The organism is Castellaniella sp. (assembly GCF_034007085.1).
Lineage (GTDB): Bacteria > Pseudomonadota > Gammaproteobacteria > Burkholderiales > Burkholderiaceae_B > Castellaniella.
Genome location: NZ_JAVERO010000014.1, coordinates 1 through 17330 on the forward strand (window position 1 = coordinate 1; position 17330 = coordinate 17330).

At 64.6% G+C, this 17330-nt stretch carries 19 protein-coding genes and 1 tRNA gene; 11 read left to right on the forward strand and 9 right to left on the reverse strand.

Annotated features, from left to right (window positions below; genetic code table 11):
• The 7 genes from RBR29_RS02660 to RBR29_RS02690 form a co-directional block, all read left to right on the forward strand.
• On the forward strand, positions 1 to 235 hold a 235-nt coding region (locus tag RBR29_RS02660; RefSeq protein ID WP_320346972.1), incomplete at its 5' end, for a helicase HerA-like domain-containing protein.
• Positions 236 to 255: 20 nt separating this feature from the next.
• Positions 256 to 852 carry a DNA-3-methyladenine glycosylase I gene (locus RBR29_RS02665; RefSeq protein ID WP_320346974.1) on the forward strand — a complete coding sequence of 199 codons (597 nt, stop codon included), beginning with the start codon at positions 256 to 258 and terminating at the stop codon, positions 850 to 852.
• A gap of 6 nt (positions 853 to 858) precedes the next feature.
• Positions 859 to 1272: a DUF3293 domain-containing protein gene (locus tag RBR29_RS02670; RefSeq protein ID WP_320346976.1), complete on the forward strand. Its 414-nt coding sequence runs from the start codon at positions 859 to 861 to the stop codon at positions 1270 to 1272.
• A 67-nt stretch (positions 1273 to 1339) separates the two neighbouring features.
• The gene (locus tag RBR29_RS02675; protein ID WP_320346978.1) at positions 1340 to 3037 is read left to right on the forward strand and encodes an FMN-binding glutamate synthase family protein; all 1698 of its coding nucleotides are present in this window, start codon (positions 1340 to 1342) and stop codon (positions 3035 to 3037) included.
• Positions 3038 to 3246: 209 nt separating this feature from the next.
• Positions 3247 to 3323 (forward strand) — tRNA-Met (locus tag RBR29_RS02680).
• A gap of 159 nt (positions 3324 to 3482) precedes the next feature.
• Positions 3483 to 3764 carry a DUF1778 domain-containing protein gene (locus RBR29_RS02685; RefSeq protein WP_320346980.1) on the forward strand — a complete coding sequence of 94 codons (282 nt, stop codon included), beginning with the start codon at positions 3483 to 3485 and terminating at the stop codon, positions 3762 to 3764.
• Positions 3761 to 4261: a GNAT family N-acetyltransferase gene (locus RBR29_RS02690; RefSeq protein ID WP_320346982.1), complete on the forward strand. Its 501-nt coding sequence runs from the start codon at positions 3761 to 3763 to the stop codon at positions 4259 to 4261. Before RBR29_RS02685 ends, RBR29_RS02690 begins: the two co-directional genes overlap by 4 nt.
• Positions 4262 to 4402: 141 nt before the next feature.
• Here RBR29_RS02690 and RBR29_RS02695 read toward each other — a convergent pair whose 3' ends face one another.
• Positions 4403 to 5032 carry a methyltransferase domain-containing protein gene (locus RBR29_RS02695; RefSeq protein ID WP_320346983.1) on the reverse strand — a complete coding sequence of 210 codons (630 nt, stop codon included), beginning with the start codon at positions 5030 to 5032 and terminating at the stop codon, positions 4403 to 4405.
• Between the two features lie 197 nt (positions 5033 to 5229).
• On the opposite strand from RBR29_RS02695, the gene RBR29_RS02700 reads away from it, so the two are divergent.
• The gene (locus RBR29_RS02700) at positions 5230 to 5979 is read left to right on the forward strand and encodes a hypothetical protein (RefSeq protein ID WP_320346985.1); all 750 of its coding nucleotides are present in this window, start codon (positions 5230 to 5232) and stop codon (positions 5977 to 5979) included.
• Positions 5980 to 6009: 30 nt separating this feature from the next.
• Here RBR29_RS02700 and RBR29_RS02705 read toward each other — a convergent pair whose 3' ends face one another.
• The 7 genes from RBR29_RS02705 to RBR29_RS02735 all read right to left on the reverse strand — a co-directional run bounded on the left by RBR29_RS02705 (position 6010) and on the right by RBR29_RS02735 (position 11861).
• On the reverse strand, positions 6010 to 6741 hold the full coding sequence (locus RBR29_RS02705; protein WP_320346987.1) for a hypothetical protein: 732 nt from the start codon (positions 6739 to 6741) through the stop codon (positions 6010 to 6012).
• Complete coding sequence (locus RBR29_RS02710) at positions 6741 to 7673, reverse strand: glyoxylate/hydroxypyruvate reductase A (protein WP_320347030.1); 933 nt, start codon at positions 7671 to 7673, stop codon at positions 6741 to 6743. The genes RBR29_RS02705 and RBR29_RS02710 overlap by 1 nt, the downstream gene beginning before the upstream one ends.
• A 4-nt stretch (positions 7674 to 7677) precedes the next feature.
• On the reverse strand, positions 7678 to 8592 hold the full coding sequence (locus RBR29_RS02715) for a M14 family metallocarboxypeptidase (RefSeq protein ID WP_320346989.1): 915 nt from the start codon (positions 8590 to 8592) through the stop codon (positions 7678 to 7680).
• Between the two features lie 110 nt (positions 8593 to 8702).
• Positions 8703 to 9383, reverse strand: coding sequence for an isoprenylcysteine carboxylmethyltransferase family protein (locus RBR29_RS02720; protein ID WP_320346991.1), 681 nt, complete (start codon positions 9381 to 9383; stop codon positions 8703 to 8705).
• A 52-nt stretch (positions 9384 to 9435) separates the two neighbouring features.
• Entirely contained in the window at positions 9436 to 10758 is a 1323-nt protein-coding gene (locus RBR29_RS02725; RefSeq protein WP_320346993.1) for a HAMP domain-containing sensor histidine kinase, read from the reverse strand.
• The gene (locus RBR29_RS02730; RefSeq protein ID WP_320346995.1) at positions 10755 to 11534 is read right to left on the reverse strand and encodes a response regulator transcription factor; all 780 of its coding nucleotides are present in this window, start codon (positions 11532 to 11534) and stop codon (positions 10755 to 10757) included. Before RBR29_RS02730 ends, RBR29_RS02725 begins: the two co-directional genes overlap by 4 nt.
• 129 nt (positions 11535 to 11663) lie before the next feature.
• Complete coding sequence (locus tag RBR29_RS02735) at positions 11664 to 11861, reverse strand: hypothetical protein (protein ID WP_320346997.1); 198 nt, start codon at positions 11859 to 11861, stop codon at positions 11664 to 11666.
• A gap of 652 nt (positions 11862 to 12513) precedes the next feature.
• On the opposite strand from RBR29_RS02735, the gene RBR29_RS02740 reads away from it, so the two are divergent.
• The 3 genes from RBR29_RS02740 to RBR29_RS02750 are packed head-to-tail and all read left to right on the forward strand — an operon-like array spanning position 12514 to position 16308.
• On the forward strand, positions 12514 to 13242 hold the full coding sequence (locus RBR29_RS02740) for a response regulator transcription factor (RefSeq protein WP_320346999.1): 729 nt from the start codon (positions 12514 to 12516) through the stop codon (positions 13240 to 13242).
• Positions 13239 to 14339, forward strand: a complete 1101-nt coding sequence (locus tag RBR29_RS02745; protein ID WP_320347001.1) for a FecR domain-containing protein — start codon at positions 13239 to 13241, stop codon at positions 14337 to 14339. Before RBR29_RS02740 ends, RBR29_RS02745 begins: the two co-directional genes overlap by 4 nt.
• 25 nt (positions 14340 to 14364) lie before the next feature.
• Positions 14365 to 16308, forward strand: coding sequence for a CHASE2 domain-containing protein (locus RBR29_RS02750; RefSeq protein ID WP_320347003.1), 1944 nt, complete (start codon positions 14365 to 14367; stop codon positions 16306 to 16308).
• Positions 16309 to 16646: 338 nt separating this feature from the next.
• Here the strand turns inward: RBR29_RS02750 and RBR29_RS02755 are convergent, their stop codons facing one another.
• Entirely contained in the window at positions 16647 to 17261 is a 615-nt protein-coding gene (locus tag RBR29_RS02755) for a glutathione S-transferase N-terminal domain-containing protein (RefSeq protein ID WP_320347005.1), read from the reverse strand.
• Positions 17262 to 17330: the final 69 nt, after the last annotated feature.

A 17330-nucleotide genomic window follows, 5' to 3' on the forward strand; every position in this document is an offset into this window, starting at 1 on the left:
ACGCGCCCAGGCAGGAACCACTGCAGCAGCGAAGACCAACGCCGGCAAGACAGACGGCAATCAGGACAACGGCCTGGCCGGGGCCGTAGGCGACTTCCTGTTCGGCTCCACCGGGCCGCGCGGCGGGCGCCGCGACGGCGTGGTGCAATCCGTCGCCAAAAGCATGGTGCGCAACGCCGCCAACCAGCTGGTGCGCGGCCTGCTGGGTTCCCTGGTCGGCGGGCGCCGCCGCTGAATCTGCCGCACGGGATACCCATGCCAGCCCCGCTATCCACCCCGGCGACCTCCCGCGAGGCCGGCCCGGTGCGCTGCCGCTGGTGTACCGATGACCCGCTGTACGTGCACTATCACGATACCGAGTGGGGCGTACCCTCGCGCGACCCCCGGCATCTGTTCGAAATGCTGATCCTGGAAGGCTTCCAGGCTGGCCTGTCCTGGATCACCATCCTGCGCCGCCGCAAAGCCCTGCGCGCCGCCCTGTTGGACTTTGACCCCCAGGCTCTGGCGCGCACCGACGAGGCCTGGGTCCAGGAACGCATGCAGGATGCATCCATCATCCGCAACCGCCTGAAACTGCGTGCCGCCGGCATCAACGCCCGCGCCTGGCTGGCACTGCCTGATCCGGTCGGCCTGATCTGGTCCGTGGTCGGCGGCCAGCCCGTCATCCACCACTATGCCGTCCAGGAAGACGCCCCTGTGGCCGGCCCCGAAGCCGAAGCCCTGAGCCGGCTGCTCAAGCACCACGGCTTCACCTTCGTCGGCCCGACCATCTGCCAGTCCTACCTGCAGGCCATCGGCTGCCTGATGGATCACACCACGGACTGCCACCGCCACCGGATCCTGGCGGGCTGAGCCGCCATGACGCCCGGCCCCCGCTCGCTGAATCTGGACGCAGCCTACCGGGCTGCGCACTACCGCATCGACACCGAACCGCCGCTCATCCTGCGCATCGACGAGCTGCACCCGGCGCTGCGCGCCCTGTTTCCCCAAGGCGGTATTTTCCTGACGGCCTGCAATCCGCACAGCCGCCGCCTGCGTCCCGCCGCCAACCGCCGCCGCCTGCACGCGCTGCAGCGGGCAATCGAACAGCAGGGCTGGGCCTGGCTGCCCGGCCTGGGCCTGGACCCGCAAGGGCTATGGCCAGCAGAACCCAGCCTGTGGATTCCAAGCCTGCCCCTGGACGAGGGGCTGCGGCTGGCCCGCTGCTTTGGGCAGAATGCCCTGGTCCAGTGCGGGCCGGATGCCATGGCGCGGCTGATCTGGACCGGCTGACGAATCGACCCACTGCCCCCTGGCATCTGCTAAGGTAGCGGATCGCCCGATCCTGCGGAGCCCGCCTATGCGTTCATTGTTCACCCGCTACACTGCCTTTTATGTGGTCATTGCGCTCACCGTGTTGTGTGCCCTGCTGGCCCTGTCATTCAGCGCCGGCTGGTGGCTGCCCTGCCTGCTGTTCCTGGGCCTGAGCCTGCTGGGCGTCTACGACCTGCGCCAGACTCGGCACGCCATCCGCCGCAACTACCCGGTCATCGGCAATCTGCGCTTCCTGTTCGAGTTCATCCGCCCGGAAGTCCGCCAGTATTTCTTCGAGGATGACACGCTCAAGCTGCCGTTCTCGCGTGTGGACCGATCCCTGGTGTACCAGCGCGCCAAACAGCAAATGGATCAGCGCCCCTTTGGCACCCAGGGCGATGTCTACGGCAATGCCTACGAATGGATCAATCACGCCATGGTGCCGATCCACATCCAGGACAGCAATTTCCGCACGACCGTCGGCGGGCCGGACTGCACCCGGCCCGTGGATCTGTCGGTGTTCAACATTTCCGCCATGAGCTTCGGCGCCCTGTCGGCCAACGCCGTCATGGCCCTGAACAAAGGCGCAGCGATCGGCCATTTCGCCCACGATACCGGCGAGGGCGGCGTCAGCCGCTACCACCTGGAACACGGCGGCGATCTGATCTGGAACATCGGTTCGGGCTACTTCGGATGCCGCAATGCCGACGGCAGCTTTTCCGAGGAACGCTTCGCCGAGATGGCCAGGCGGGATGAGATCCGCATGATCGAAATCAAACTGTCCCAGGGGGCCAAGCCCGGTCACGGCGGGATCCTGCCAGCACCCAAGGTCACACAGGAAATCGCGGCCGCACGCGGCGTGCCCGTCGGTCAGGACTGTATCTCTCCGTCCAGCCACAGCGCCTTCGGCACTCCCATCGAAATGATGCATTTCATCGCCCGCCTGCGCGAACTGTCCGGCGGCAAGCCGGTGGGCTTCAAGCTGTGCATCGGCCATCCCTGGGAATGGTTCGCCATCGCCAAGGCCATGCTTGCCACCGGCATCACGCCAGATTTCATCGTCGTGGATGGCGCCGAGGGCGGCACCGGCGCGGCCCCCATCGAATTCGTCGACCATGTCGGCACACCGCTGCGCGAAGGCCTGCGCCTGGTCCACAACACGCTGGTGGGCATCGGCCTGCGCGAACGAGTCCGGCTGGGCGCCTCGGGCAAGGTCATCAGCGCCTTCGATATGGCGCGCCTGATGGCCCTGGGTGCTGACTGGTGCAACAGCGCCCGGGCCTATATGTTCGCCATCGGCTGCATCCAGGCCCAGACCTGTCACACAGGCCGCTGCCCCACCGGAGTCACCACCCAGGATCCCAAGCGCCAACAGGCCCTAGTCGTGGCCGACAAATCCGTGCGCGTGGCCAATTACCACGCCAACACGCTCAAGGCCCTGGGAGAACTGCTGGGCGCAGCCGGACTGAGTCATCCCAATCAACTGCGGCCACACCACATCGCCCGGCGCATCGCCAATGGCGAGGTGCGCGTCCTGTCCGCCCTGTTCCCCGATCTGGAAAAGGGGGAATTGCTGCAAGGCCGCTTCCGCAATACGATTTTTCGCACTGCCTGGCCCATGGCGCAGGCAGAATCCTTCGAGCCCCTGTACAGCCTGAGCGCCGCCCTGTCCGGGCACGCCGACACTACACTCGCGCCGCGTCCTGAATCGACTGGTCACAGTTCCCAGGGTATTCCCCTATAGTGCGGGTGCCTGGCCGATCTATACTGAAACCGCTACCTGATGGTAGTCGATCACGCCTCCGGGCGTTGACACTGCACCGCTCCCATGCGGTGCCGCTGCCCAAAGCGGCAGCAGGGCCCCGCCAGAAGGCGGGGCCTTCGCTTTTTCGGCACCCCGGCCACTCAAGCAACTTGCGCAGATGCAATTCACCCCCTATAATGCCGTGCTTTGGCGCATTAGCTCAGCCGGTTAGAGCGACGGAATCATAATCCGCAGGTCCGGGGTTCGAATCCCTGATGCGCCACCAGAATTTCCCTGTTGAATCAGGACATTGAAGCCACCCGATGCGGTGGCTTTTTTGTTTTCTGCGGTCTGGGTGTCAACCAAGTGTCAACGCAGGATTGGAACAACGCACCCTTGATTTGTACGGCAAATCGCCGTATTATTCATCAAGGAGGACGCCACTATGTCCGCAACCACGTCTACCGCCCGTCTCGAAGCCAGAATCAGCACTGATCTGCATTCGATGCTCAAACGCGCCGCTGAGCTTCAGGGGCGCACCATGACCGACTTCGTGGTCACAGCTGTCCAGGATGCTGCACAACGCGCCATCGAACAAGCCGAGATCATCCGTTTGTCGATGGCTGACCAAGAGTGCTTTGCTCAGGCGCTGCTGTCGCCGCCGAAACAAACACCGGCCCTGAAACGCGCTTTTGCTCGCCGCAGCAAACTCCTGAGCGCTGAATGAGCAGCACGCCGTTCAAACTTGCCTTGTTGGATGACCAGCATGATCGTGCTGCGTTCAACAGCGATTCGGAGCCTTTGAATTGCTACATACAGACACAAGCCTCGCAGGACGTTCGCCGTCGTGTCGCTGCTTGCTATGTCGCTTTGGCTGGTGAACAACGAATCGCGGGCTACTATACGCTGGCATCGGCAAGTGTCTTGCTGGCTGATCTTCCTGCCCATATCGGGAAAAAACTGCCTCGCTATCCGACTGTGCCAGCGGTTCGCATGGGCCGCTTGGCTGTGGATCAGGCGTTCAAGGGGCAAGGGCTGGGTAGTGCGCTCCTGGCCGATGCGCTTGATCGCGCTGCCCGCGCCGAGATTGCCGCCTTTGCCATGATGGTGGATGCCAAAGACGATGCGGCCTCAGCCTTCTATCGGCATCATGGCTTTATTGCGCTGCCTGACTCGCCGCTGACGCTGTTCCTGCCACTGGCGACTGTCCGGCCATCAAAGTAATCTTTCAGCCTTGACATCCTCCCCGGCCTGAAGGCCGAAGATTCCTACGGCGCTCAGGCGCGGCATTGAGCCGCCCCTGAGTCGCTTCGGTCAACGCCGGCCATCGTCCGCACAGGTTCTGGCTGGGTCACTACAGCAACATCAAGCCCGGACATACTGGAGACAACGCCCTTTATACGGCAATTCCGTACCTTCCGGCGTCAGGATCGGCCGGTCCCGCAGGCAGATCTGCCGGATCAAGGTAAAGCCATGCCGCTTCATCTCGGCAGTGAATTTGTTGCGATAGCCGCGATCAGGGTCCACGATCCAGACCTCCGCCTGCGGCTTCGCCCGCTGGTTGATCAGATCCGCCAGCAAGGCCGGGGTGTCGCGCTCGTAGAGCAGATCACTGCCGACGATCAGATCGTAGTGCTGCCGCGCCGGTTTCACCCCCAACGCCGCCAGCAATTCCTGTTCCGGCTCGCAGCCCCATTGGGCATGGACATACGGCAGACCCGACAAGCCGTTGAGCCTTTGATTGACTTGCAAAAAGTGGGCAGCCAGCGGGTGGCGGTCGCTGGCATGGACCTGCGCGCCACGCCGATGCATCGTCAGACTCGCCAGACCTAGGCCACACCCCAGTTCGAGGATCTTTTCCTGGCGGCATACGGGCCGGTGTTTGAGCTTGCGCGCCAATTGGATGCTGGATGGCCAGACCAGCCCGAACAGCGGCCAGGTCGCCGATGAAATGCCCAGGGATTGTGCATGCCTGTAGGGGTCGGCATACTGCATGTGATCCGCCAGCGAGTAAATGCGCAAGGACTCGGTCGCGGAAATACGAATCTGTCGAATATGGGTTTTGAGCGTACTGTATGAGGGATCAGCGGTTCTTTCTATCATTGGCATAGCCCATCATCGGCCATCCCCCGGGAAAAGTCCAACCAACGCAAAACCACGGTTGCCGCCCGGCGTGCGACAATGCGGGCGCCATGACAGACCTCCACCCCGACCTCGACGATCCGCTCGCCGCACTGGCCCCGCCCCACATCCAATCAGAGGCGGCCGACCTGGCCCGCGATGCGTTCACCCAGGCCTTCCGCCACGCAGCAACGGAATCCGCCCCCTTTGCGCTGGATACGCTGCACGCACAATGCTTGGACTGGATCCAGGCCGACCCGCACGACCAGGCGCAGGCCCTGCGCATGGCGCTGCTGCTGGCCGGCTTGGATCAATGGGGCCTGGCCTTCAGCCAGGCTTTCGGCATCCAGTCAATCCCGCCTCTGACCGCCCTCATCGGGGCCCTGCGCACCGGACTTTCCCCCCCCGACGAGGCGCGTTTCCAGCAGCAATTCGAAGCACTGGAGGCCGCCGAGACCGCTGCCATCGATTTCAGGATCACGCTGCGCCGCCAGATTCACCTGGCCCTGTGGCATGCCATGAGCGCGGGGCACAGCCTGGAAGCCGTCGAGCCCGTGATCCAGGCCATCGGCAGCCAACTGCTGGCCCTGGATGCCAGCATGCCGGAACTGGGCTGGCGCCTGGTTTCCGACACACTGGCCCACATCCAGATCCGCCTGCTGGAGGACTCCGCCGCCACAGCACTGGCCCAATCGGGCACACAATGCCTGTTTGCCTCGCTGCGCCAATCCTGGCCAAAGGAACACTACGATCACATCATGGCGCAGGCCACCCAGGCCGTACTGGCCTGGCAGCGGGCCCGGCGCTCGCCCGCCAACTGACGAGGGGCTGCCCGCAGGCTTGAAGCCGCATCAGCGCACCGGCAGGAAATTGAAGAACAACAGGCCCTGCACGTAGTTGATGCCGACGCGCCGCAGGCTCTCGTCCAACAATGCGGCTTCCAGATCCAGGCGGGCGATGATGCGGCCGAATTCACGTTCGAAACTCAGATTGGCCACGCCTTCGCCCAGTTCATTGGACAGCAGCAACGGCCGCCCCTGGGCATCGCGCCGGCTCGACAGCATCCAGGCCGCGATTTCGACATTGCGGGCGGCATTGAAGACATGCCGCGCCTGGACAGCATCGCCCACATGAAAACGGGTCAATCCGCCATGCGCGGCGATGATCATGCTGGACAGGCCCAGCACAAAGGCCGCAGCCCGATCCCCAGGATAGCGCGGGTCCATGGCGACCGACAGGACTTCAATGTCCATCAGGCCGTCCAGTTCAGTGGGGACTTCGCCCCGCCGGATGCGCGCGCGCCCCTGTTCCAATGCCGTCTTCAGATCCGTGAATCCAGCCTTGCGCCATTCACCCGGATTGCGCCGATACAGCTTTTCCAGCAACCGATCCAGGCTGTCCAGATTGTCACGCATCGCCAGTGTCTGCATCCGGTGGATGTCGTTCTGGGCAAACTGGTCTGCGGACATGGGCTCACCGCGCAGCCCTGGATCGGACGGCGCCGCGCAACCGGCCAGCGCCAACAGGCCGGCCAGCCCCCACACGCGCCAGCGGGCGATTGCCACAGGCCGCGTCACGGCCATCAGTATTGCCGTTCCCGGTCCACGACCCCGGTGATCGGCTCACCCCGGCCCAAGGCGCGGATCTTGTCGGCGATCTGGCGCACGGTCCGGTCCATCAGGCTGGCGCCCGCAATGTGCGGCGTGACCCGGATGCGCGCATCCGCCCAGAAAGGATGGCCGGGAGGCAGCGGTTCAGGCTCGAAGACGTCCAGGGCCGCTGCCCGCAGGCGGCCGTCATTCAGGGCGGCCAGCAGATCGGCTTCGACCAGATGCCCGCCCCGGGCGATGTTGATCACCACAGCGTCGGGCCGCAGTTGATCGAAAGTCCGGCGGCACAGGATGCCACGCGTGGCATCGGTCAGCGGCAACGCATTCACCAACACACGCGTGCGCGCCAGGAATGCGGCCAGGCCGGACTCGCCGCCAAAGGATTCGGTGCCCGGCACTGCGCGGCCACTGCGCGACCAGACTGCGGTCGGATATTCCAGGGCCGCGCAGGCCTGGGCGACCCGCGCACCCATGGCCCCGGCACCCAGAACCCCAACCGTCCAGGCATCGCGGTCGATGTCATCCAGCGGTTGCCACAACCCCGCTGCCTGCTGACGCTCGTAGCGACCGAAATCACGCGATTCACGCAACACATGGTAGAGCGCGTATTCCGCCATCTGCACCGCCATGCCGCCGTCCTCCAGCCGGACCAACGGCAGATCCTGAGGCAGACCGGGCAAGCGCAACAAGGCATCGACCCCGGCCCCCAGGTTGAACAGGGCGCGCAGGCGGGGTTCCCGGGCGAACAGGTCGGCCGGCGGCGCCCAGACCACGGCAAAATCGGCACGCCCTTCGGGCTGGCCATCGCCCCACAATCGCACCTGCGCTTCTGGCATCGCATCGCGCAAGGCCGCCACCCAGGATTGGGGATCGGCTTCCTGTTCCGATGCGAACACGATCTCCATGCCGTCACTGCCCCAGGACATAGTCCAGGGCAGCACGCACAGCCGTCGCCTGGGCCTCGTTGCACAGTGCTGGCGTCGTGCGCGGGCTGTCGGGATAGACTTCGGTCGTCGTACGGTACGGAGCATCGGTCAGACCGGCACACAGCCCCAGAGACCGCAAGGCGTAGCGGATGACGCCTGGAGCCACCACGGGCGAACCAATGATCTCGCCATGCGCATCGGCAGGGGCAATATGGGTGACTGCGGACACAGCGCGGATCACGGCATCCTGGAACCCGGGCTGCGGCGCATCGACATCATCCACCAGGTAAAAACCATCGGGAATGCTGCCCGGAGTGAAGGGCTGGCCGTCGCGTGCCGCCAGGGCAGGCCGGAACTCGGTCTCGTCGGTGTCAGTGGTCTCGTGCAGATCGATGTGCACCCGCACGCGATCCGCGATTGGCGCCACCAGCGCCATCAACGCAGCAGATTCCGGCGCGGGGCTGTCCGGGCGGAAGGAACGATTCGGATCCAGCGCCCGGGGGTTCCAGCGATGGATGCGCTCGTAGCCCCAGGGGCTGACACAGGGGACGATCAACAGGTCCAGCCGACCTGCATAATCGGCGGCATCCCGGTCGGCAAAGCGCAGCGCGCCATGCACGCCACTGGTCTCGTAGCCATGCACACCCCCTGTCACCAGCGCGACCGGGCGCCCATCCTGCCAGCCACGGCTGCGCAGGGCAAACAGCGGATAGATATCCGGCGCATAGTCCAGCTGACCGTACTGGACGACATCGTAGCGGTCGCGCAGGCGATCGATGGCCGCCAGGACTTCGTCGGCATAGCTGCGCTGGCGCTGTTGCCGGGCACGCCAGGCCGTGATTTCGGCCTCGCCCCAAGGAACGCCGGGGGTGCCGATCGGATAGAACGAAGACTGCATGAGAGAGGCTCCGTGCATGGAAAAGTGCGTGAAACTTTAGCACAGGGTTCCAAACATCCCTGCACACGATTTCCCGGCACCAGCAGGCCCAAAGCCGCCTCACACACTGATCAATACAGCCACAGCCTGACGTGGATCCAGCCGGCGTTCTGCGCCGCTTCGATGGCCTCGAACAGCGGGATCGACAGGAAATACGGTAGCGCATCGCGTGCCGTGTTCCAGACCCCCTGGAGATCGACCGTGACGTGCTGCGGCGAACGCCAACCCGCCAGGCGAGGCAGGAACCGGGGCACCCGGGTGCAGTAATCCTTGAACGGCGCACCAAAGGATGCGCGCAGCATCCGTTCCTCTTCACTGACAATCCAGCGAAACACCCCCCAGGCCACCAGGGCCAGGATCAGGCCCACGGCCAGACTGCCGGTCTGCAAACCGATACCCAGGACGGCCAGCACGGAAAAGACATACAGAGGATTGCGGCAAACCGAATACGGCCCATCGGCCACCAGATCGGCCCCCTTGCGCCCGCCCAGGTACAGCATGCAAGCGCAACGCCCCAGCAATGCCAGCGCCATCAAGGCCAACCCCAGCCACTCCAGGCCCTGGTTGATCCAGCCGGCCTGCGGCCAGGCGGAACCGACCCAGGGCAGCACCAGCACGGCCAGCCCCCCCAGAATACCCAGGGCACGACGGCGCAGAACCTGGGCATGGGCCAGACGTTCCCAGAGGGAATCGATTTCGACCTGAGAACAGGCAGCAGTCGTGGCAGAAGAAGTGCTGGCGGTCAAAGACATGGCGGCTCCCGATTGAACAAGGCCCACCATAGCCTTGAGGACCACGAATCCGCTACGAATCCAGTTGACTGGAAGCTGAACGCAGATCCAGCCGGAAAATCGTGCCGCTGCCAACGCCACCATGCACCGAATCCACGCTCAACTGCCAACCCCGCAGTTCACAGACGCGCTGGGCGATGCCCAGGCCCCGGCCATGATCCGCTTCGGGCGCAGCCACCGCAGACAGGTCGGCCCGGCCAGCATGCCATTCCCGCACCTGTGCCAGACGCTCGGGCGCCATGCCCGGCCCATTGTCGCGCAGGACCAGGGCGCCGTCTGCTGCCAGGCTGACCCGCAGGGTAGCCGGCGCGGCATGTTCGACCGCATTGCGCAGCAGATTGCGCAGCACGATCAGCAAGGCGTCCGGGTCCAGGAACCGGCTTTCATCCGCCGGAATACGCGCATCCAGCACCAGGCCGCGCGCACGAGCCATGGGTTCAAGGGCAAACCAGGCCTGCTCCAGAACCTGGGCCAGATCGACATGCCGCATCCGGGCCGGATCGGCGCTGTTCAGGGCGGCCGCCCCCGCCAGGCTGCTGGCGGCGGCATCCACCTGAACCATCATGCGTTCCAGACGCATTCGTAGCGGAGTGCCCGGCCCGGTATCCAGCAATGCCATTTCGCAATCGGAACGCAGGGCGGCCAGAGGCGTGCGCAGTTCATGGCCGAGATTGGCCGCAAACTGACGTTCAAACGCCACCGAACGGTCGATCCGGTCCTGGATACGGCTGAAGGCCCCGATCAATTGCCGCGCCTCGTCTCCGGCAGGGGCCTCGTCGGTCAGCGTTACGCCCTCCCACGCCGCAAGCCGGTCCGACACTGCGCGGATCGGTGCCACGACCCGGCGCGCCAGACGCCGGGCCAGCAGCCAGGCACAGACCAGCGCCAGGGCGGCACTGCCTGCCAGAATCCAGCCGAATGCCCGGACACGATTTTCGTGCGCCGTGGCATCGTAACGGACATAGAGCAGGCCCTGGGGTACCGTCTCGACCCAGGTATGCCAGGTGCGGCCCGCCAGCATGATTTCCCGGCCGCCCGACCCGGCCGCAAACATGTGTTCCAACGGCGGTGGCTGGTTTGCCGGCAGGACCCAGGCCTGGACGCGCCCACCTTCGCTCCAGCGCATGGGCAGATTTGACTGCGCAGCCGGGCCGGATCCCAGATCATCGCGCAGCGCCGCGACCTGGCCCGCCAGGACTTCATCGACCAGTTCGTCTTCCATGAGCGCAAAGGTCTTGTAGGCCAACAGGCCAATGACCAGCAGGAAGACCGCCACCGTGCCGGTCACGGCCCAGGTGACGCGCCGCGCCAGAATGGACGGACGGTTCGGGCTCATGGTGCTTTCTTGCCGCAAAGGCTTGCGGACCGGCCCGCCTGCCGCCCCGGCCCACCTGCTGCTGAACGGCCCACTGTGGCCGCAGCATCCGCAGAATCACTCAATCGCCAACCCCGCCCCGGCTCGGCAACAACATCGGGCCCCTGCGCTGCGCGCAGGTGACGGCGCAGCAGATGAATCTGATCGTGCAAGGCCCGATCCGATGGCGGCCCGTCTGGCCACAACGCCGCCGTCAGGCATTCATGCGTCGCCAAGCCGCCCGCTGGCCGCATCAAGGCCTCCAGCAGCAGTACCGACTTGCGTGGCAATGCCAGTGGCCGGCCCGCCAGGGTCATGGCCCGCGCTTGTGGATCGTAGCGCAGATCCCCGTAGACGAGCGCATCCAATTCACCGCCCCGCCTGCGCCGCACCAGGACCCTGAGCCGCGCCGCGACCTCGGCCAGGGAAAAGGGCTTGACCAGATAATCCTCCGCCCCCAGTTCGAAGGCCAACAGTTTGTCCTCGATCCGCTCACGCGCCGTCAGCACCAGGACGGGCCGCCACAGCGCGGGATGTTCACGCATGGCACGCAACACATCCAGCCCCCCCAGGCCAGGCAGGCCCAAGTCCAGCACCACGGCATCAAAGCCCGATTCGCGCAGCAGCGCCAGCGCCCCATGGCCGTCATAGGCAGCATCGGGCATCATGCCCTGGCGCTCCAGATAGCCGTACAGGTTTTCCGCCAGCGTCGGCTCGTCCTCGACGATCAGAATGCGTGGGCCATCAGCCGTGTCCATGCAGGATTTCGAATCGCACACTCCAGCATCTCCGGCAAGGATTTCGAACACGATCCATGCAGGCATCGCGCCGCCATGATAACCACCGCCAAGGCCGCTGGAAAGCGGTCGCCGGACCGGTGTTCCAGGCTATTCCTCGAATTCTTTGGCGGATGCGGGAGAGGCCGCTTCCAGATATTCCCGGTAGCGCAAATATTCCTGCTGCGAGCAGGCCCGTACATTCTGCGCCAGCCAGCTATCGACCGCCTTCGCCCCGCCCCCAGGCAACATGCGCAATTCCAACACCTGTGCGCCAGACCATGACGTGTCCTTGCTCTCCTGATGCATGCGAACTATTTTGCAACCTTTCAAATTTTCGACCTTTCAAGTCAAGCGCATTATTTCACCCCAGCACGAGCGACAGCCAATCAAGAATTGCAAAAACCCCAGAATTTCCAGGCCGGAGTCGATCACTGAGATCGTAAGATTTCCTGCGGGCTGCTGACCTAGGAATAGTCTGAAAAACCCCGGCCCTTACCAGTGCGGCCCGCTCTTTGTATGAGCGGATGCCATCACAGGCCAGGGAACCTCTGAACAAGTCCTCCTGCCGCTCGGCGCTCGGTCAGCGTCTTGGCGGCCATGCGTGACAAGCCGGTTCGGCCATCGATCTGGCGCAACCACATCAGCCCGTCGCCTGAACTCAGAACGCTGCCCTGGAAATTGGCTTGCAGATGGCGCCGCCCAAAGACGCCCGAAATCCAGTTGTTCGGTGGTACGATTTGGCATGGGCGGTCCTTTTGGTTGTTTGGCGTCAGATACCAAGGAACCTCTGAACAAGTCAAGCGGTCAGCAGGCGCCGTGGATCGGGATGAAATGCAAGGCACAAGCCGCAGCGATCGCCAGCGCAAGCGCAAGGATTTGCTGCGCAACATGACGAGCCCAGGCGCCGAAGATGAGTTATTTGACTCAGCTAAACAGGATACTAGCCCTCGAAACGCCCATGCCAGAACCGACTTCGCTCATCGCCTTGCTGGAAGACGATCCCGCTCAATCTGCCTGGATGCAGCAGACCCTGAGCAGCGCCGGCTATGCCTGCCAGGCCTTCGACGAAGGCAGCGCCCTGCTGGCAGCGTTGCGCACCCGAAAACCCTTCGCATTGCTCCTGCTGGACTGGGAACTGCCCGGCATCAACGGCATGGAAGTCCTGCGCTGGGTCCGCGCCAACCACAGCGATACCCTGCCGATCATCTTCGTGACCAATCGGACCCTGGAAAGTGATTTGATCGAGGGCCTGAACGCAGGGGCCGACGATTACATCGGCAAGCCCTGCCGTCCCGGAGAACTGCTGGCGCGCATCGGCGCCCAGATGCGCCGCCACCAGCCATCTGCCAATCCGGACGAGAACTTCACGCTGGGGGACTTCACGATCGACAGGGGGCGACGGCAAATCCGCCTGCGTGAAGAACCCATCCCCCTCACCCCAAAGGAATTCGACCTGGCCGCCCTGTTCCTGCGCCACCCCTGGCGGCTGTTCTCTCGCGACGACCTCAGTGCCCTGGTCTGGAACCGCGAAATCCCCAGTTCCTCGCGGACCCTGGATACCCATCTATCGAACATCCGTAAAAAATTGCGCATCGGGCCATCCACGGGTACGCTGCTCAGTGCATCCTATGCGCTCGGCTACCGGCTCGAACTCCTGCCACCGTCCACACAGGCCTCTCCCTTATGATGCTCCGTCCTGTCCCGGGCGCCCGCCCCTTCGCGCTGGCGCTGCTGTCCCTGTACATGCTCCTGCCGCTCGGCACGCACGCCCGGCCACTGGGCGCCCAGGGAGACGACTTTCTGTATCAAGTGGAACCAGGCGATACCCTGGAACAACTCGCCCACCGTTATACGCTGCAGACCAGGCACTGGCCCGTGCTGCAACAGATCAACCAGGTCGACGATCCCTATCGCCTGCCGATCGACAAAGTCCTGCGCATCCCCTTGTCTCTGATTCCGGAACAAGCAGCGACGGCAACCGTCATCCACGTGACCGGACAGGTCACGGCCGACGGCCAAGCGGTACGGTCGGGCGACATCCTGCACGCGGGCCAGTTGCTGCTCAGCACCCACAACGGCACCGCCACCCTGCAACTGGAAGACCAGAGCCTGCTTACGCTGCCTCCCAGCACGACCTTGCAGATCCAACGCCTGCAGTCCTTCCAAGGAACCGGGCTGACCGACACCCAGATCTCGATCGACCAGGGCTCGCTGGAATCCACGGTGGCGCCGGCCGACACCGGCGTCGGCCGCTTCGAGATCCGCACGCCCGCCACCGTGACGGGGGTACGCGGCACGCGCCTGCGTGTCCATACCGATGCCTCAGGATCACGCCATGAGGTCCTGCAGGGTGGCGCAGCGATCGCTGGCCCAGGCAGGGCCGAACAACACCTTGAACCAGACCGGGGGGCGGCCTATGACGCCAACGGCACCTTGCTGGGCACACAGCCACTGCTGCCACCGCCCCAGAACCTGAGAATCGAACGCGGCGGCAGCCAACGGCTGGTTTTCGACCCCATTGCCCAGGCGGCCGCCTACACCATCCGTGTCACCCTGGACGCCAATGGCGCTCACCTGGAATCCATTCAACAGGTGACCGGCCCCAGCGCTTCCCTGCGGGCCCGCAGCAGTGGGCCACGCTACATTTTCGTACGCGGCATCGATGCCCTCGGCATCGAGGGGCGCGATGCCATCCTGACCATCGATTCGCTGCGCAGCAGCCTGATCGCCAGCGATGGATCTCCAGTCCTGACAGCCAACGGGACGCCCATCATGCTGGATTGACGGACTCATGCCGGACTGACGCGCCATGACGCTCACGGACGCCAGCTATCTGGCTGGCATGCAGCGCCGCCTGCGGCTCGAACGGCTGGCCCTGATCGCCACGCTGGGGCTGCTGTCCATTGCGCTGACGGTCTGGAAAGACCTTCCGGGCATCCGGGACATCAACTATCGGCTCTATGACCGAAGCATGCAGGCAGTCCAGGGGTTGCCTGCCAGCCCGGATATCGCCCTCATCGTCATCGACGATGCCAGTCTTGATGCCCTGGGCTACTGGCCCTGGCGCCGTTCGGTCCACGCCGCCCTGCTCGAACGTCTGCGCAGCGCGCGCGCCGTGGGTCTGGACCTGATTTTCTCGAATCCCCACCCGACCCATCCTCAAGACGACCTCATCCTGGCCCAGGCCATTGCGCAGCACGGCCGCGTTGTTCTTCCCGAGATCCTGAGCCCGGATGGCCGGCACCGGATCCAGCCGATCCCCTCGCTGGCCCAGGCCGCCACAGCACTTGGGCGCATCGACGCACAGCCTGACCCGGATGGCATCCTGCGCACCATCGTCCTGCGCCGCACGCCACCAGACGGCAGCCCACCCCTGGAACACTTCAGTCTCGCGCTGGCCCGTGCGGCCGGACAGGCACCCGTCGCAGCACGCGCGAACACACTGGCCCCGGATACGGTTGAATACATTCATTTCACCGATCCGGACCGCCGCCTGGCGCTCTACCCCTATGCGGCGGTACTGAACGGTCAGATCCCGGAATCTGAGTTCCAGAACCGCATCGTGCTGGTCGGCGCCTGGGCCTCCGGGCTCGGTGATCGCCTGCCAACTCCACTAGGCGGCATGACGGCCGGGGTCGCCATCCTGGCCGACGTCCTGCAAAACCTGCAAAGTGACCTCTGGATTCGTATCGCCCCCCCTTGGGTCACGGTGCTGGTCGGGCTGGCGCTCATCGTGCCGCTCTGCCTGGTCTTGGGCACCCTGTCCGCACGGCAGGGCCTGGCCAGCGTACTGGCTACCTGCCTGCTCTGCCTGGCCGGGGACGCCCTGCTGCTTCAATACGCCGGATACTGGATCCCACCGACCGGCATCCTGACCGCCCTGATCCTGGCCTACCCCCTCTGGAGCTGGCGCAGCCAGGAAGCCTCCCTGAGCCATATCGACACCGAACTCGAGCGCCTGCAGTTTTCATCACCCTCGGGGGTGGCTGTCACCGACACCCCTTTGATGCAGCTTGGCCCCGACACGCTACCCGCGCGCGCGACTCTCCTGCATCATGCAGTCTCCCGCCTGAAGCAGGCTACCCAGGCCCAGGAAGAAACGCTTGGCTTCCTGTCGCACGACATGCGATCTCCCCAGAACGCCATCCTGGCCATCATCGAACTGCGCCGCCAATCGCCCCAGCGATGGGCCGAGGACACCGTCCTGGCGCGCATCGAGCAACAGGCACGCGCCACACTGGAACTGGTCGATCATTTCGTCCAACTGGGGCGTGCAGAATCCGCGCCGCTGAACCGGCATCCCGTCTATCTGGATGATCTCATCCAGGAATGCTGCGACCGACGCTGGCCGCAGGCCGAGCAGCGCGCCATCGAACTGCATTTCGAAGCCCGAAATCCAGACGCCATGGCCAACATCGACGCGGAACTCGTGGGGCGTGCCATCGGCAACCTGCTCGACAACGCCCTGCTCTACAGTCCGGCCCACAGCGCAGTCGAATGCAGCCTGGAACCCGCTGGGCACGACTGGCTCATCCACGTCCAGGACGCAGGTCCGGGCATCCCCCCCGACCAGATGGCCCATTTATTCTCGCGGTTCCAGCGCCTGGCAAGCCACGCGAAGAAACCCGCCGGCAGCGGCCTGGGACTGGCTTTCGTGCAGACCGTGGCGCAACGCCACGGCGGCCAGGCATCTTGTTCCAGCCCCCCCGGACAGGGGGCCCGATTCACGATCCGGCTTCCAGCCGAGGCCTGAACCCGGCTACCAGCGAGAACCCCGCCGCAACTTTTCAAGCGAAGCCCGATTCAGATCCTTCGCCTTTTGTTCGGCATAGTCCCGCTCGCCCGGCTCATAAGAACCTTCGTACAGACACCGGCTGCGATCCCACCGGCAATCCCCGCCCCGATCGACCTGCCGGCCCGGGGGACTGCCGCCTCCGAAACAGCCCGAAAGCAGCAGGGCGAACAGCAGCACGATACCCTGGCGGATCACGATTCGAGCGGACATGATTTCCCCTTCAGCCAGAAATGAGACACACCCCGTTTTGTATCACAGGCTCTGGCCGGAGGCAGACCCATGCTGGGGCGCGTCGCTCAGGCCGCAGGCGGCCGGGTCGTGGTGAAGGAAGGCCGCGTGTCGAGCTTTTCGGCCAGGCGAGCCAGATGCGGATGACCTGCACGCCAGTCCAACCCAGGAAAGCGCAAGTCCAGGTAGCCCAAGGCCGCACCCACGGCGATATCGGCCAGGCACAGGTTGACGCCCATGCAGTAGGACTGTTCACCCAGCAGCTGTTCCATGTAGTCCAGCCCGGCATGGACCTTCTGGTGCTGGCGGGCAATCCAGTCGGGGTTACGCTGGGATTCGGGGCGACGATGGGTTTCCAGGAACGCGGCTGCGGCGGCATCCATGACACCATCGGCAACAGCTTCCCAGCGCTTGACTTCTATTCGTTCGCGCCCCGGTGGCGGGATCAGGCGGCCGACCGGCGAGAGCGTGTCCAGATATTCCACGATGACTCGGGAATCAAACAGCGCGCCACTTTCGTCCATGATCAGACAGGGCACCTTGCCCAGCGGGTTGTGCTCCGCCGCACGAGCCCCAGGCCCCCAAGGATCGTCGAGGATCAGTTCGTAATCCAGCTTTTTTTCGGCCAGCACGATACGCACCTTGCGGACGTAGGGGCTGGTCAGGGAACCGATCAATTTCATGGGAAAACAGGGTAGTCCAAGGCTCAAAAAGTATAGCAGGACAGGGCCTCGGAACCCGTTCGCCAACGG